The sequence below is a fragment of the Rhodococcus erythropolis NBRC 15567 genome, from assembly GCF_001552595.1.
Classification (GTDB): Bacteria; Actinomycetota; Actinomycetes; order Mycobacteriales; family Mycobacteriaceae; genus Rhodococcus_F; species Rhodococcus_F erythropolis.
In genome coordinates this window covers 20333-36314 of sequence record NZ_BCRM01000028.1, presented here as the reverse complement: position 1 = coordinate 36314, position 15982 = coordinate 20333, and the positions used below count along the sequence as shown (strand labels likewise).

The window sequence follows — 15982 nt, the reverse complement described above, 5'->3', positions numbered from 1 at the left end:
GCGAAATTCGAGAGGGCGCGGTCGAGTGTGACCGCTAAATCTTGGCGTAGGACGTGACGGGCATCTCGGTCGATCTTCACGAAAATCATGCCGATTTTTGTTCGATCTCACGAGAACCGGGGTGATGAACCAGTTCAGGTCACGGTGAGTCGAGGTCATTTTGCCGTGGCCACCCGGTTGCAGTGAGTACAACGGCAGGGACCGACGTCAACGGAGAGATCGGGCCGAGGGCGAGGAGATCTTCGTCTTCGTCGATCTCGGACCAGAATTTTTCAGAAGAAACATCGAGGCCGAGAATGATCCACGGCGGTCCGGCTTCTTGAAAGGCAAAGGAGACTCTGCCGGTTCGCGGAACCGTCGCATCGAACAGGTGGTCTCCGACTGGATATCCCTGTTGCTCGCCCACCAACGTCAGGGTTGTCGGTTCGAAGGACGCCTCGCGCAGCATCTTCTCGACTGCGCGGTCGAAACTCTGCTGAGTGGTGAACTCTTCGTCCGCGTTCGAACCGCTGAACTCGGGGAAATGCGCACAACACAAAACGTGTGAGCCCTCTGAGTTGCAGTAGAGACGAAACACGGGAAATCCACCTGCCACGAAGCGTGACGTTAGCAGAGCGTCGAAATGGAGAAGTTGCTGTTTCGGCAAAGATGGTTGCGTGAGTTGTGGAAGGTCGTTCATCCTGGGTGCATGAGCCACGAACACCACAATCACCACGAAAACTCTGAAACCACCGAGAATCCGTACGCCAAGGCGGACGCACAGTTCTGGAACTCGCTGTACGAGGAACGTCCCGCGCGCTGGAGCGGAAATCCCAACCCACAGTTGATTGCCGAAGCCTCCGACCTCGAACCGGGCACTGCACTCGACGTCGGTTGCGGCGAAGGCGCCGACGCTTTGTGGTTGGCACGTCGCGGGTGGAAGGTCACCGGCACCGACATATCGTCGGTAGCGCTCAGTCGCGCCCAGGCTCACGTCGAGGGCGAGGGCGTCGACATCGAATGGCTGGAAGCCGACCTGACGAAGTGGGATCCGCAGGGTCGATCGTTCGATCTGGTGTCCGCGCAGTTCTTCCACATGCTCGAACCCGCGCGCGGGGAATTGTTCCGTGCTCTCGGAGATCTGGTCGCGCCGGGCGGGCATTTGCTGATCGTGGGCCACTCGCCCCACGAGTCGCCCACCGAACATCATCGGGCAATGCTGCATACACCCGAATACGTGGAGTCGCTGTTCACCGATGGTTGGAAGGTGTTGGTCTCGGAGTCGCGGGAACGTGATCTTCCCGCGAACCCCGAGATGCATCACACCACGGATACCGTTGTGCTGCTTCAGCGATTGAGTGCGAGCACCGACAGCAACTCGTAAGCGACGTGAGCCGCTGCGATACCGGTGATCTCGGCGTGGTCGTACGCCGGTGCTACCTCGACGATGTCGGCGCCGACCACGTTGAGTCCCACCAACCCGCGCAGTGTGTTCAACAATTCGCGAGAGGTCATGCCGCCCGCTTCGGGTGTTCCGGTACCCGGAGCGTGGGCGGGATCGAGCACGTCGATGTCGACGGAGACGTACACCGGGCCACCGTCGAGGCGCTTACGCATGCGCTCGACGATGCTGGCGACGCCGTCGACCTCGTAGTCGTCACTGCGGATCACCTGGAAGCCGAGGACGCGGTCGTCTTCGAGGTCTTTCTCGCTGTAGAGCGGTCCACGGATACCGATGTGCTGGGAACGCTCCATGTCGATCAGGCCTTCTTCGCTGGCGCGACGGAAGGGGGTGCCGTGAGTGAAAGGCTGACCGAAGTAGGTGTCCCAGGTGTCGAGGTGAGCGTCGAAGTGCAGGACGGCGATCGGGCCGTGATCGCGGGCCAGTGAGCGCAGGATCGGAAGTGCGATGGTGTGGTCGCCGCCGAGCGTGAGCACGGAGGAACCGTCGGCGCGCAGGTCGGTCACGGCGGACTGAACCGTCGTGAGAGCTTCCTGAATGTCGAAGGGGTTGACGCCGATGTCGCCGAAATCGGCTACCTGCTGGTTGGCGAAGGGCGAGACCTTGAGCGCGGGGTTGTACGGACGCAGCAGCTTCGACGCAGCGCGGATGTGCCCCGGACCGAACCGAGCGCCGGGTCGGTAGCTGACACCCGAATCGAAGGGGATGCCGAGGATTGTCACGTCGGCGCGCGAGACCTCATCGAGGCGCGGCAGACGCGCAAAAGTGGTCGGCTCGGCGTAGCGGGGGACGCGCGTGGCGTCGACGGGTCCGATGAACGATCCGGGGTTGTTGGTAGCCATGTGCAGAGGTCCCTGCTCTCGATTCGGCGCACACCGGGCGCCCTTCAGTGATGTAGCTCTCTGAGCAAGTATGGTTTCTTCAAGAGGCTCGGTTGTCAACCCCTGTTTCCTGAAAGGGACACGGCGGTCGTGAAGGAGTGGGTTCAGTGGCCAAGGCGAAGGAAGCGGTCGAGCCGGTCGGACCGCGCATCGGGGCGAGGCTCAAGGCGGCACGTCAATCGAAGCGGTTGACCCTCGACGACCTGGCCGAGGCCTGTGGTGTGACGAAGGGGTATCTCTCGAAACTCGAGCGCGATCACGTCAACGCGTCGGTGGCGACCCTGATCAAGGTGTGCGCGGTGCTCGAGATCCCCGTCGGATCCCTGTTCGAGAATGCGTCCGCCGGTGAAGTAGTCCGCGCCGACGCCATGCCGCAAATCAGCTTCGGTGGCGAAAAGATGACGGAGTACCTGCTCACGCCTACCAACGAGCGTCGAATTCAGGTGCTGCTCGGCGAGCTGGAACCAGGCGGCGGAAGTGGTCAGGAGTTCTACAGTCTGCCGATCGACGTGAACTTCGTGCACGTGCTGGAGGGCGGCTTGCGGGTCTCGTTCGAGGGCGGTCGGACGGATCCGAACGGTGAGGCCGTCGATGCCGAAGACGTCGTGCTTGCGGCGGGCGATTCCTTCACATTCACGCCGACGCACAACCATAGTTTTCAGGCCGAAGGCTCGGTTCTGGCGAAGGTTCTGTGGGTCTTGAATCCGGCATTGCCGGAAGGGCCACGCGCGTCGCCTTCGTGAGACACGAATCCGTGAATGTTGATTCTCAGGAAACAAGAGTTGACATGATTGGCGGCACCCGTCACGCTGGTAGTTGTCCCCGTCACACACACCGTCGAAAATTGGCGTCACGGAACTCCTGAAGGAGCGCACCATGCATGTCGATTCAGTTCGAGTTGGCCTGTTCCAAGGTCCGCTCACCACCCCGGACACCTTTGCGTCGGTGGAGTTCAACCTCGCTGCAATCGACACCGCTGCCCGCGAGGCTGCGGCATCCGGTGCGAAGATCCTGCTGACGCCGGAGATGTCCGCAACCGGCTACGACATCGGCGAACTGGTGTCGCTGCGCGCGGAACCGGCCGACGGCCCGATCTTCGATTCCGTCGCCGAGATTGCTCGCAGTGCAGGCATCGCCGTCGTCTACGGCTACCCCGAACTCGACGGGGGAGACGTCTACAACAGCGTGCAGGTGGTGGACCGCGACGGCACTTCGCTTGCGCACTACCGCAAGACACACCTGTTCGGCACGCTCGACCGCGAACATTTCCGGCCAGGTGAGACCCTGGTGGTCGGGTTCGATTTCGAGGGCATCCGCTGCGGATTGTTGATCTGCTACGACGTGGAATTTCCCGAAGCGGTTCGGGCCCATGCCGACGCCGGTACCGAATGGCTCATCGTGCCGACGGGGTTGATGACTCCGTACGAACACATTGCGCAGCAAGTGGTTCCGGCCCGCGCATACGAGAGTCAGATGTTTGTCACCTACGTCAATCGCTGCGGCGCCGAAACCGAGCTGACCTACTGCGGTCTCTCGTGCGCCATCGCACCCGACGGTGCCGAGTTGGCGCGGGCCGGGGGCGGCCAGGAATTGCTCTTCGCGGATATCGCCGCCGCCACCGTCTCGCAATCGCGCACCCTCAACACGCATCTCGACGATCGACGCCTCGATCTGTATCCAGACCTTTCTGTCACGACTGTCTCCAAGGAGAACCGTAGATGACCATCCCAGTAGCTCCGGACAGTTCCTCGGAACCCGGCAAGCAGCCGCCCCTCACGATGTTCGGACCGGATTTTCCGTTCCCGTACGACGACTACGTTTCCAGTCCGGCGGGACTCGGCTCGGTGCCCGATCTGGCACTGGGTACAGAAGTTGCCGTGATCGGTGGTGGACTCTCCGGCATGATCGCGGCCTACGAGTTGCTCAAGGTCGGTCTCAAACCGATTGTCTACGAAGCTGATCAGATCGGTGGCCGGATGCGGTCGGTCGAGTTCGACGGGCACCCCGGGGTTGTCGCCGAGATGGGCGCAATGCGTTTCCCACCGTCGTCGACGACGTTGTTCCACTATCTGAACGAACTGGGTCTGCAGACCGAGGAGTTCCCGAATCCCCTTGCCGAGGTCACGCCGAGCACCGTCATCGATCTCAAGGGTGAGAGCCACTACGCGCACACTCTCGAGGATCTGCCGCCGATTTACACCGAGGTGGCGCAGGCCTGGCAGCGCACTCTCGAAGAGCATGCCGATCTGATTCCGTTGCAGCAGGCCATTCGTGACCGCGACACCGCAGAGATCAAGCGGATCTGGAACGACCTCGTGGTGCGCTACGACGACCAGACGTTCTACGGATTCCTCGCCGCGTCGAAGCACTTCAAGTCCTTCCACATGCGGGAAGTGTTCGGGCAGGTCGGATTCGGTACGGGTGGTTGGGATACCGACTACCCCAACTCGATCCTCGAAATCCTTCGTGTGGTCATCACGGCCGCCGACGACGACCACCGCGGCATCGTCGGTGGATCGCAGCAGCTGCCGATGCGGTTGTGGAACCGCGCCCCGGATCACATGGCGCATTGGCCTGCCGGTACGACGGTCGCTTCGCTCAACGACGGCGAGACGCGTCCCCGCGTCACCGAACTCCGGCGTACCGAGCCCGGCAACATCACGGTGACGGACTCCGAAGGTTTCATTCGCACGTATGCGAGTGCCGTTGTGACAGTGCAGAGTTGGATGCTGCTGAACAACATCAGGTGTGACGACGATCTGTTCCCGATCGACCACTGGACTGCGATCGAGCGAACTCACTACATGGGTTCGACCAAGGTGTTCGTTCTCGTCGACCGCCCGTTCTGGAAGGACAAGGACCCCGTGACCGGCCGTGATTCGGTGTCGATGACACTGACCGACCGTATGAGTCGCGGCACCTACCTGCTCGATCAAGGCGAGGGCAAGCCAGGCCTGATCTGCTTGTCGTACACCTGGTCGGACGATTCGCTGAAGCTGCTGGCGCTCGACGCCACCGAGCGCATGAACATCATGCTGCGCTCTCTCGAAGAGATCTACCCAGGCGTGGACTTCCGCAGCCACATCATCTCGAGCCCGGTGACGCTGTCGTGGGAAACCGAGCGCGACTTCATGGGTGCGTTCAAGGCGAACCTTCCGGGGCACTACCGGTACCAGGAGCGCCTGTTCTCTCACTTCGTGCAGAATGATCTCGAACCGCGTCATCGGGGAATCTTCCTCGCCGGAGACGACGTGTCGTGGACTGCCGGCTGGGCCGAGGGCGCGATCCAGACCGCGATCAACGCGGTATGGGGCGTCGTCAACCATCTCGGCGGCGCTGCGCCTACCGAGAATCCCGGACCCGGCGACGTGTTCGAGGAGCTCGCTCCGATCAGGTTGGGCGACTGAGCTCACCGCAACTGCCGAAATGTCGTGCCCGATGGGGGTTGGTACTCCTATCGGGCACGACCTCTTTCCGGTGATCCACGCAACACTGGAAAGTGTTCGGATCCAATAATTTCCAGGAGGGTGTTCAATGGCGAGCACATCATCGGCGACCAAGACCGCAGCTGCAGAATCGAGACCCGCGGGCGGTGATCGATCCGGTGACCCGGCGCTCGAACTGGTCGCCGAATTGGCAGCAGCGGGCCAGCGACTCGTCTTCCGTCAGGGCGACGACTTGAACAGCGACGACTTGAACAGCGGTGCCCTGAACAGTGACGATCTGACCTGTGTGGTGCTGTGGCCGTCCGGAGAACCCTCCCTCTCCGATCTGTGCGAGAACTTCGAGTCCCTCGGACTCCGAGTTTCGACGCACCGCCCGCTTCCGACCGTTCTGGGTTCGGCACACTACTTCACCTTCGAGCCGAGCACCTTCGACGGCAGTGCGCTCGAGAAGATGGCGGACGCCTTCGAAGCCGTCATCGCCGGACAGACCCGGATGGACGCATTCTCCAGTCTGATCGGACGAGCAGACATCACGTGGCGCGACGCAGAGTTGCTGCGCGCTGCGTGCCGTTTCCTCGCTCAGGCTCGTATCGGGTTGTCCGAGAGCTACATCGTCGGAGTGTTGGCAGCGAAGCCGCTCTTCGTACGGCAGGCAATCGAACTCTTCACCGCGCGTTTCGATCCCGCAGTAGCAGGTTCGCGTGAGACGGCCGTGGCCACCGCGGCGGCGGCCATCGACGAATCAGTCGACGGTGCAGACACTCTCGACGAGGATCGCGTCTTGCGCGGTGTGCGTTCATTCTTGCAGGCGACTCTGCGCACCAACTGGTACCTGCGCGGTGAGGCCGGCGAGCCGCTGCCGTACGCGTCGTTCAAGATCGACTCGCAGTTGCTCTCCACCCCGCAGAAGACAGTTCCTTTCCGCGAGATCTACGTCAGCGCACCCAATGTCGAAGGCGTGCATCTGCGTAGCTCCTCCGTCGCGCGTGGTGGCCTGCGTTGGTCGGATCGATACGAGGACTTCCGCACCGAGGCTCTGAGTCTGATGAAGACCCAGAGCGTGAAGAATTCGCCGATCGTTCCCTCGGGAGCCAAGGGTGCGTTCGTGGTTCGGGGCACGTCGTCACCGACCCCGGCGCAGGTGCAGGAGTCGTACAGCACCTTCATCCGCGGCTTGCTGGACGTGGTGGACAACATCGTCGACGGCGCAGCGGTGCACCCGGCAGAAATAATCGAGTACGACGGTGAAGACTCCTACCTCGTCGTGGCGGCGGACAAGGGGACCGCACGGTTCTCCGACGTCGCGAACGGCATCGCCGTCGAGCGTGGTTTCTGGCTCGGCGACGCTTTTGCTTCCGGCGGTTCGGCCGGCTACGACCACAAGGCGATGGGCATCACCGCTCGCGGCGCCTGGGTAGCGGTTCGACGCCACTTCGCCGAGCGCGACCTCGATGTCGACACCGATCCGTTCACCGTCGCGGGCATCGGTGACATGTCCGGCGATGTGTTCGGTAACGGAATGTTGCTCTCGCACAAGATCCGTCTGGTCGCGGCATTCGATCACCGCCACATCTTCATCGACCCGAACCCCGACACCGAGACGACGTTTGCCGAACGCGCTCGCCTCTTCACCGTGCCGCGCTCGTCCTGGGACGACTTCGACCGCACCGTGATGTCGCCTGGCGGTGGCGTCTGGCCACGTAGCGCGAAGTCGATCCGCCTCCCGCTCGAGGCGCGTCAGGTCCTCGGTATCACCGAGGAGAAGCTGACTCCGCAGGAACTGATCCGAGCGATCCTGTGCGCTCCGGTGGACCTGTTGTGGAATGGCGGCGTCGGTACCTACGTGAAGGCGTCGACCGAAAGCAACGTCGACGCGGCCGATCCGTCCAACGACGCAGTTCGCGTCAGCGCTGACGAGTTGCGTGCAACCGTGGTGGGTGAGGGCGGCAACCTGGGTTTCACCCAGCGTGCCCGCATCGAATATGCCGCTGGCGGAGGACGAATCAACGCCGACTTCATCGACAACGCGGCAGGCGTGGCTACCTCGGACCGTGAGGTCAACATCAAGATCGCACTCGCAGAGTTGGACGCGACCTCGCGCAATGAACTACTTGCGGCGGCCCAGGACGAGGTAGCCGCATCGGTACTCGAGGCCAGTGAAGATCAGACCCTCGCGATCAGCCTGGCCGAGCACCGCGCTCCCGCCCTACTCGATCAGCACGAACGGTTGATCGAGAACCTGGTCTCGGCGGGCGCGATGAAGCGCCTCGAAGAATCATTGCCGGACGCCAAGGCGCTGGCGGTCAGGGCGCGAGCCGGGCAGGGCCTACTCCGTCCGGAACTTGCTGTGCTGGTGGCGCAGTCGAAGAACGTGCTGACGGCGGAATTGGGGGCGTCGACCGTCCCGGACAATCAGATCTTCGCCGATCGTCTCCCGCAGTACTTCCCGCTCTCCGTCGTCGAGGCAGCACCGGACGCGGTCCGCGCACATCGGTTGGGCCGCGACATCATCATCACCTCGGTGGTCGACGAACTGGTCAACCGCGTCGGACCCGGCGTGCTGTTCCGGCTGGAGGAACACCTCGGAGTCCACAGTCCGGAAGCGGCTCTGGCCTACGCAGTGGTCAGCGAAGTGCTCGGCACCGAGGAACTTCGGCGCGAGATCTTGAACTCTGAGCTGCGCGCCACCGAGCAGTTGCAGGCTCTCGATCGCTTGCAGCAGTTGTTGGAATCCGAGATGAGCTGGGTGTTGCGTCGTCCGGGAGCAGCCGGCCGGTTCACCGTGAACCCGCGAGCCGACATCGATCGATGGGCCGCGCCGGTGCGGGCTCTCACCGAAGGGCTGTCGGCCAGCGACCGCATCGAGGCGTCTTTCGGGGCGCTCGCCCTGGCTGACATTGCTTTGCAGGAGAATACGACGGTTCAGGCCGCGGCTGCGATCTACCGGGAACTCTCCGACACCCTCGATCTGGGCGATGTTCTCGGGGGCGTCGACGTTGCCGTCGGTGCCTCGCATTGGGAGGTCATGGGCAGCGCTGCCGTCCACGCCAGGTTGACGGCGCGTTTCGCGGACCTCGTGTCCGGAGCGCTCGGGGAAGGTATTCCGGAGGTCGTCGAGTTGTGGACCGCCGCCAATCCGCAAGCGGTGCGCCGGTTCACGGCTTTGATGTCGAGCGTGAGCCGCAGTGGAGCGCTGGACACCGCCCGTCTCTGCACGGTCGACGCCGAACTCGAACTACTCGTTCGCGGTGCGTCCAGTTTCGCTTCGGTGCACGCCGCGGAGCGTTCAGCGACCCTCCCAGGCGAGTAGCGATAGCAGCAGTTCGGCTCTGACCCTGGCCTGTCCGAGGTCGCATTGCAGCAGTTCCTCGATGCGTGCGATGCGACCTCGGAGGGTGTGCCGATGAACACCGAGTTCGGCTGCGGCCGATTCCCATTGGCCGTTTGCCTCGAGATAGGCGCGCAAAGACGCGACCAGCGCGGTCCCGTGTGCCTGGTCGTGTTCCGTCAGCACCGGGATGGTGTCCGCAGCCATTGCGATCAGTGCCTCACGGGCAGGCTCGGATGCCAGAATCGTCGAACCACTCAGAGCGTCGAACTCGAGAATGCGGGCAGTGGCCGTCGTGAGATTGGCCGCGGCGCGGGCCTGGACGAGTGCGCGCGGTGCGTCCAGAAGACGGTGAGGGGTGCTGATTCCGGCCCGCACCGTCTTCGCCTCGGTGGGGGAGAGCTGCGCCAGTAGTGTTTTGGCAGTGTCGATTGTGTCGGTTCCGCGAAGGAGGACGGTCAGCGAACCGTCCTCGGATTGCGCGAACAACGGCCGGCCTGCTCGCGCGAGAGCGTTGTCGAGTTCGCGAAGAACAGGGCCGAGTCCGGATCCGCGAACGTGGACGACACGGACATTGCCGTGCGTATCGCTCGCTTCGTCCAAGTACGACGGCACACCGTCCTCGGGGATTCGGCCGTCGAGTAAGAGCCCGAAAGCCATGGCGTTGAGTCGAGTTCGCTCGGCCCGTAGTCGAACCGGTTTCTCGAGTTCGAGAGTGAGCAGCGAGACCGCATGCCCGAGCAACACTCTGTCGATATTGCTCAGGGGCCCGGCGCCCGCCATGGCGAGGTAGCCGTGCCAACTGTCGGTGACGCCGACGGGGGACAGTGTCAGCGTCCGTTCGGGTGTGCTCTGCGAGATCGACGCCGGAGCGTTGGGATCGCGGGTGGTGGCCGAGACCGCGCGAACCTCGGTGATCAACGACTTCTGGTTTGCCGGATGCACCGCGGTGATCCGATCACCGACAAACGCCACCGAAGTTTTTGTGGCCGTGGCCAGTTCACGCACGATCGCCGACACGCCACCGCGCAGCGCAACGCGGGTGATGCGTGTCTGTACTTCTGCCGCGCGGAGTACCGATTCGTATTCCTGCTGGCTCAGACGGGTCATCACCGCGCGCGTGACCGCCGCGAACGGGGTCGTGAACGGCACTTCCAGCAGGGGGAGCCCGCGACTGCGGGCGGCGGCAATCAGGTCTGCGGGCACACTCTCGTGGGAAAGGCCGGTCCCGAAACCCAGAGCCGATACTTCTGCGGCGGCCAGACGGTCGATGTACTCGCTGTAGTCGGTGGCGTCCGCGCCCACCAGTGCCAGCCCGGTGGTGAGCACCAATTCGCCGCCGGAAAGCCACGGGGTGGGGTCCGTCAGCTCTGTGGCCTGTGCAAACGTGACGGGGTGGGTGGCAGCTGCTCGGTCGGTGAGCAGAGCCAGCGAGAGGTGTTTCTGGCGCAAGAGCCACGAGATCGGAACCGTCACCTGATCAAGGCTAGCTGTCGTTGCCGATATGGAGTAGCCCTGAAGCTTCGGGTATCCATTTCGGCAGTGCTTGCGATGCTTCGCGCGTCGCATACTCGAATGCAATACACAACCGAGAGGGTGGTCACATGAGTGCAATCGAATACCGGCTTCCGCAGGAGCGTCGCATCGTCACGGAGTTCCCGGGCCCGCGCTCGGCTGCGCTCGCCGAACGCCGTAAGAAGGTCGTCGGCGCCGGCGTCGCATCCACCCTCCCGGTCTACGTCGCCGACGCAGACGGCGGAGTCATCGTCGACGTCGACGGCAACTCGCTGATCGACCTCGGTGCCGGTATCGCGGTGACCAGCGTCGGTGCTTCCAACCCGGCCGTCGTGTCCGCAGTTCAGGATCAGGTCGCGCACTTCACCCACACCTGTTTCATGGTCGCTCCGTACGAGGGCTACGTCGAGGTCGCCGAGCGTCTCGCCGAGCTCACCCCCGGTGACCACGAGAAGCGTTCCGTGCTGTTCAACTCCGGCGCAGAAGCCGTCGAGAACGCCGTCAAGATCGCCCGTCACGCAACCGGTCGCGACGCAGTCGTCGTCTTCGACCACGCGTACCACGGCCGCACCAACCTCACGATGGCACTGACATCGAAGTCCATGCCGTACAAGAGCGGCTTCGGTCCGTTCGCCCCCGAGGTCTACCGCGTCCCGATGTCCTACCCGTACCGCGAGGGCCTCAACGTCGACGGCTCCAAGATCACGGGTGAGCAGGCCGCACAGCGCGCCATCACGATGATCGAGAAGCAGGTCGGTGCTGCCAACACGGCCGCCATCCTCATCGAGCCCATTCAGGGCGAGGGCGGATTCATCGTTCCCGCAGAAGGATTCCTCCCGACGCTCGTCGCGTGGGCCAAGGAGAACGGCGTCGTCTTCATCGCCGACGAGGTTCAGGCAGGCTTCGCTCGTACCGGCGCCTGGTTCGCCAGCGATCACGAGGGCATCGTCCCCGACCTGGTCACTCTCGCCAAGGGCATCGCAGGCGGCATGCCGCTCGCCGCTGTCACGGGCCGCGCCGAGCTCATCGACGCCGTCCACCCCGGCGGCCTCGGTGGCACCTACGGCGGTAACCCCGTCGCCTGCGCCGCTGCATTGGCGTCCATCGACCAGATGCGCGAGCTCGACCTCTGTGGCCGCGCACGCACCATCGAGTCGACCGTCGTCGGCCGAATGAACGCACTGGCAAAGGAACTCGACGTCATCGGTGACGTTCGCGGTCGCGGCGCCATGCTCGCCATCGAGCTGGTCAAGCCCGGTGGGCAGGAGCCGGACGCCGATATCACCAAGAAGATCGCCGCCGAATGCCTCGCTGCCGGCGTCGTGATCCTCACCTGCGGTACCTACGGCAACGTCATCCGTCTGCTCCCGCCGCTGGTCATCTCCGAAGAGCTGCTCGACGACGCGTTGACCGTCCTCGAGACCGCTATTCGCACTGCAGCACAGGGGAACTGACATGTCCAACGTCTCGGATCTTCTCGACTCGGTACCCAAGGGTCTCTGGCTCGGCGGCAAGCTCGTCCCGGCCGAGAAGACCTTTGCGGTCTACAACCCGGCAACGGGTGAGGAACTCGCCCAGGTAGCCGACGCCACCGCTGCCGACGGTATCCGTGCGCTCGACCTCGCCGCTGCGGCGCAGGAAGACTGGGCGGCCACGCCGGCACGTGTACGCGGCGAGATCCTGCGCACCGCCTTCGAATTGCTGCACGCCCGCGCCGAGGACTTCGCGCTGATGATGACCCTGGAAATGGGTAAGTCGTTGGCAGAGAGCCGCGGTGAGGTCAACTACGGCGGCGAATTCCTGCGCTGGTTCAGCGAGGAAGCAGTACGCATCGGCGGACGTTTCACGCAGGCTCCGGCCGGCAACGGTCGCATCCTGGTCACCAAGGAAGCCGTCGGACCGGTCCTTGCGATCACCCCGTGGAACTTCCCGCTCGCCATGGGCACACGCAAGATCGGACCGGCGCTGGCTGCCGGTTGCACCATCATCGTCAAGCCCGCCGAGGACACGCCGCTGACCATGCAGCTCCTCGGTCAGGTGTTCGCCGATGCCGGTCTGCCCGACGGTGTGCTCTCGATCCTCCCGACGTCCGACGCGGCCTCCATCAGTGGACCGCTGATGGAAGATGCGCGTCTGCGCAAGGTCACCTTCACCGGCTCCACGGGCGTCGGAAAGCTGTTGGTGCGCAATGCCGCTGACAAGCTGCTCCGCACGTCGATGGAACTCGGTGGCAATGCGCCGTTCATCGTCTTCGACGACGCCGACATCGACGCAGCTGTCGACGGCGCAATGCTCGCGAAGATGCGTAACGGCGGCGAGGCCTGCACCGCGGCCAACCGCATCTACGTCGCCAACTCGGTGCGCGAGGAGTTCACCGACAAGTTCACCGCCAAGGTTGCGGCCTTGAAGGTGGGCGCCGGTGACGCCGAGGGCACCAACATCGGCCCGCTGATCAACACCAAGCAGCTCGCAACCGTCACCGGACTCGTCGACGACGCCGTGTCCAAGGGCGCTCGCGTTCGCACCGGTGGATCGGCGCCCGAAGGAGCCGGCTTCTTCTTCACCCCGACCGTTCTGGATCAGGTGCCCGCCGATGCGCGCCTGCTGAAGGAAGAGATCTTCGGACCCGTTGCGGCAGTGATCGGTTTCGACACCGAAGACGAAGCGATCGCGGCTGCGAACAACACCGAGTACGGCCTCGTGGCGTACTTCTACACCCGCGACATCGACCGGGCGATGCGCGTCTCGGCCAAGCTGGACACCGGCATGGTCGGCGTCAATCGCGGCGCGATCTCCGATGCTGCGGCGCCGTTCGGTGGCGTGAAGGAATCGGGCTTCGGCCGTGAAGGCGGAACCGAGGGTATCGACGAGTATCTCGATACCAAGTACGTAGCGCTGTAACTTGCTGTGCGCCTTTATTAACCGCGGGCGGTTAATAAAGGCGCACAGTTGTCTATTGACCTAACGGAGTGGGGCGGTAGTACTTGCCCTCGTGGTAGAGCAGCGGTGCGGCAGCGGATTCGTCGTCCTCTTCGGCGTGAACCCGCGTGACGAGTCCGATGACCAGCGTGTGGTCGCCGACAGGGATCAACTGGTCGACCTTGACGCGCATCCAGCTGGGGGTGCCGTGCAGAACCGGCTCCCCGGTGTCGAGCACTGCCCACAGCGACTCGTCTGCAAAACGCTGATCGGCGCTACGCGCAAAGCGCTGGGCCAGATGCTGCTGATGTTCGCCGAGAAGGTGGATAACCAAAGACTCGGCGGCCTTGAGTGCATTGATGCTCGACGACGTCTCCGCGATGTTGAACGAGACGAGCGGCGGCTCGAGGGAGACGGACGAGAACGAGGTGGCGGTGAAACCCACCGGGCCGGTACCCGAATCGAGGGTCACGACGGTGACACCGGCGGGGTGGCGGCGAAGCGCTGCACGGTAGTCACCGGCGCAGATGCCGGTGGACAACTCGGGCGTCGCTGCTACTTCGGGGACGTCGGGGGTGGTGTGGCTTGAAACGGCATTCGGCTTGTCAGACAACGGGAACTCTCCGGCTGGAACTCGAGGTGTGCGGTGTGGTCGAGGTGACTGCGCTCGGCATACACAGACATGCGTCGGTGCGGCACAGATCTACGTGTCGTCGACGCCAGTGGTTACCGGCCGGGGTCCTGGTTGCAGTGCACATGGTGCGTCCAACTATAGGTGGACGCACGTCTGAGTGGGTTCGGACCGGGTTGGCTGAAGTGCGTCAGTCCATGTCGACGGCGAGGCCGGCCGTGATTCGAAGGAGTTCGGAGTACGTCGTGCGAAAGACCGTGTTCGGGTGCCCGGCAGCAGCCCACAATTCGGGGTACTGCTCGAGGGCGGTATCGATGTAGGTGGGCAGGTTGGTGGGATGCCCGAGCGGTGCGACCCCACCGATCGGCTGGCCCGTTGCCGACTTCGCCATTTCCAGCGGCGCCCGCGTGAGCTTGCCTTCGAGGCGTTCGCCGGTGGCTTTCAGATTGACCTGATGTGCGCCGGAGACCAGCAGTAGGACCGGGTCGTCGTCGAGAAGGAACACGAGCGACTTGGTGATCGCGCCTACCTCCACCCCGACGGCCGCCGCTGCCTCGGCCGCGGTGTGCGTGGCTTCGGGCTGCGTGACGATGACGCCGTGGTGACCCCGTGAGATCAGTGTTTCGGCGACGTGCGAGGCGTTGGGGTGGAGGAGGCTCGTCATGAGTTCAGACTAGGACTAGTCGGCGTTCGCCACAGCTGGAGTCGGCGTCGTGTCGGTGGACTTTCGGTTGCGACGGATCGTAAAGCCGAACAGCATGACCGCACCGATCAGTGCGTACAGGAAAAGCGTCAGAGCAGGCTGGCCGACGCCGACGTTGTTGAAGTAGACGATGCTCCGCACGCCTTCGGTGCCGGCGCCAGGTGTGATCCATCGGCCGATGGCGGCATAGAACGAGGGAATCACGTTGGAGCCGAATGCGCCTCCCGCACTGGGATTGCCGAGAATCACGAAGACGGCGATAGCCAGCGGGACTGCCAGAACGCCGATGGCAGCGCGCAATCCGAGTGTGAACATGGCGGTGCCGAACACCACGGCTGTTCCCAGGATCCACAGCGGGAACCAGTGGCCCGCGAAAGTTCCGAGCACGTGTGAGGTGATGAGTGCGCCGAGGGCTCCCGAGATGATCGAGTAGATCGCGATCACGCCCGTGTGTGCGCTTGCCTGGCGGAGAGTCTTCGGCGCACCGATGAACAGTCCGATGGCTGCCGCAAGGAGATAGCCGCCGACGACCCAGCCGACCGAGAGGTAGAAGCCGGAGAGTCCGCGGTTGTCGTGTGCTCCGACGGGGATCTCGTCGCGGACGACGAACTGTCGGTCCTGCGTCGCCTCGACCTTCGTGAACACCGCTTCGAGCGACGTCGCGATGGAGCTGCCGCCCGCGCTCGCGGTGATCAGGGTGTCCGGTCCGGCCGGGTTGATGACAAACGCGCCCTGGATCTCGCGGTCGTTGATCATGCGGCGAGCGGTCGCCGTGCTGTCGACCACCTGAGCATCGAGCGGGCTGCCGTCGATGGCGTTGAGTTTGTCGGCGATCTGCTGATCCATGCCGTCCGGTGTGCCCTGATCGGCGATGACCGCGATTTCGATGTCTCGCGGAGTGGGCTGATGGAAGGCGGCGACGTAGCTGAGGATGAAGCCCATCTGCAGCAGGAGCACGCCGACGAACAGCGCGGCCATCACCTTGGGTGCGCCGTATTTCACGAGCAGATTGTCGTGGTGGTGTTCGTCGTGGGTGGAGCTGTTGTCTGGTGCGGCGTGTGCCGGATGCGTAGTGGTCACGAAAGAGTCCTGATCTTGTCGAAAGTAAAGAGCTTGTC

Annotated in this window: 13 protein-coding genes; 7 read left to right on the top strand and 6 right to left on the bottom strand. The window is 63.7% G+C overall.

The annotated features are described in order from the left end of the window. Positions 1-139: 139 nt before the first annotated feature. Positions 140-577 (bottom strand): hypothetical protein, encoded by a 438-nt coding sequence (locus RE4_RS26135; protein WP_060939658.1) that lies wholly within the window; start codon positions 575-577, stop codon positions 140-142. Between the two features lie 111 nt (positions 578-688). On the opposite strand from RE4_RS26135, the gene RE4_RS26130 reads away from it, so the two are divergent. Beyond that, complete coding sequence (locus RE4_RS26130) at positions 689-1363, top strand: class I SAM-dependent methyltransferase (protein ID WP_020968309.1); 675 nt, start codon at positions 689-691, stop codon at positions 1361-1363. Here RE4_RS26130 and speB read toward each other — a convergent pair. Next, positions 1327-2283 carry an agmatinase gene (gene speB, locus RE4_RS26125; RefSeq protein WP_003941134.1) on the bottom strand — a complete coding sequence of 319 codons (957 nt, stop codon included), beginning with the start codon at positions 2281-2283 and terminating at the stop codon, positions 1327-1329. The two genes, RE4_RS26130 and speB, sit on opposite strands and share 37 nt — an antisense overlap. Before the next feature lie 146 nt (positions 2284-2429). Here speB and RE4_RS26120 point away from each other — a divergent pair, with 146 nt between their 5' ends. The 4 genes from RE4_RS26120 to RE4_RS26105 all read left to right on the top strand — a co-directional run bounded on the left by RE4_RS26120 (position 2430) and on the right by RE4_RS26105 (position 9078). Further along, on the top strand, positions 2430-3065 hold the full coding sequence (locus RE4_RS26120; RefSeq protein ID WP_020968310.1) for a helix-turn-helix domain-containing protein: 636 nt from the start codon (positions 2430-2432) through the stop codon (positions 3063-3065). Between the two features lie 133 nt (positions 3066-3198). Next, positions 3199-4044, top strand: coding sequence for a carbon-nitrogen hydrolase family protein (locus RE4_RS26115; RefSeq protein WP_021342734.1), 846 nt, complete (start codon positions 3199-3201; stop codon positions 4042-4044). After that, positions 4041-5729 (top strand): flavin monoamine oxidase family protein, encoded by a 1689-nt coding sequence (locus RE4_RS26110; protein WP_060939638.1) that lies wholly within the window; start codon positions 4041-4043, stop codon positions 5727-5729. The genes RE4_RS26115 and RE4_RS26110 overlap by 4 nt, the downstream gene beginning before the upstream one ends. 127 nt (positions 5730-5856) lie before the next feature. Continuing rightward, positions 5857-9078, top strand: a complete 3222-nt coding sequence (locus RE4_RS26105) for an NAD-glutamate dehydrogenase domain-containing protein (protein ID WP_060939637.1) — start codon at positions 5857-5859, stop codon at positions 9076-9078. Here RE4_RS26105 and RE4_RS26100 read toward each other — a convergent pair. After that, positions 9055-10572: a PucR family transcriptional regulator gene (locus RE4_RS26100; protein ID WP_060939636.1), complete on the bottom strand. Its 1518-nt coding sequence runs from the start codon at positions 10570-10572 to the stop codon at positions 9055-9057. The genes RE4_RS26105 and RE4_RS26100 overlap by 24 nt on opposite strands. A 128-nt stretch (positions 10573-10700) precedes the next feature. Between RE4_RS26100 and gabT the strand changes: the two genes are divergently transcribed. Continuing rightward, positions 10701-12065, top strand: a complete 1365-nt coding sequence (gene gabT, locus RE4_RS26095; protein ID WP_007727077.1) for a 4-aminobutyrate--2-oxoglutarate transaminase — start codon at positions 10701-10703, stop codon at positions 12063-12065. Position 12066: 1 nt separating this feature from the next. After that, positions 12067-13512 (top strand): NAD-dependent succinate-semialdehyde dehydrogenase, encoded by a 1446-nt coding sequence (locus RE4_RS26090; protein WP_060939635.1) that lies wholly within the window; start codon positions 12067-12069, stop codon positions 13510-13512. Between the two features lie 52 nt (positions 13513-13564). On the opposite strand, the gene dszD is transcribed toward RE4_RS26090, so the two are convergent. The 3 genes from dszD to RE4_RS26075 form a co-directional block, all read right to left on the bottom strand. Beyond that, positions 13565-14143: an NADH:FMN oxidoreductase DszD gene (gene dszD, locus RE4_RS26085; RefSeq protein WP_003941189.1), complete on the bottom strand. Its 579-nt coding sequence runs from the start codon at positions 14141-14143 to the stop codon at positions 13565-13567. 208 nt (positions 14144-14351) lie between these two features. After that, the gene (locus tag RE4_RS26080) at positions 14352-14825 is read right to left on the bottom strand and encodes a YbaK/EbsC family protein (protein WP_019746727.1); all 474 of its coding nucleotides are present in this window, start codon (positions 14823-14825) and stop codon (positions 14352-14354) included. Positions 14826-14840: 15 nt separating this feature from the next. Next, a complete protein-coding gene (locus tag RE4_RS26075) occupies positions 14841-15944 on the bottom strand; it encodes a membrane protein (RefSeq protein ID WP_003941129.1) in 1104 nt (367 codons plus the stop codon). Between the last annotated feature and the right edge of the window lie 38 nt (positions 15945-15982).

Coding starts and splice junctions, on each gene's coding strand:
- gabT (WP_007727077.1), top strand. CDS start 10,701: ATGAGTGCAATCGAATACCGGCTTCCGCAGGAGCGTCGCATCGTCACG.
- RE4_RS26105 (WP_060939637.1), top strand. CDS start 5,857: ATGGCGAGCACATCATCGGCGACCAAGACCGCAGCTGCAGAATCGAGA.
- RE4_RS26090 (WP_060939635.1), top strand. CDS start 12,067: ATGTCCAACGTCTCGGATCTTCTCGACTCGGTACCCAAGGGTCTCTGG.
- RE4_RS26110 (WP_060939638.1), top strand. CDS start 4,041: ATGACCATCCCAGTAGCTCCGGACAGTTCCTCGGAACCCGGCAAGCAG.
- speB (WP_003941134.1), bottom strand. CDS start 2,283: ATGGCTACCAACAACCCCGGATCGTTCATCGGACCCGTCGACGCCACG.
- RE4_RS26080 (WP_019746727.1), bottom strand. CDS start 14,825: ATGACGAGCCTCCTCCACCCCAACGCCTCGCACGTCGCCGAAACACTG.
- RE4_RS26130 (WP_020968309.1), top strand. CDS start 689: ATGAGCCACGAACACCACAATCACCACGAAAACTCTGAAACCACCGAG.
- RE4_RS26115 (WP_021342734.1), top strand. CDS start 3,199: ATGCATGTCGATTCAGTTCGAGTTGGCCTGTTCCAAGGTCCGCTCACC.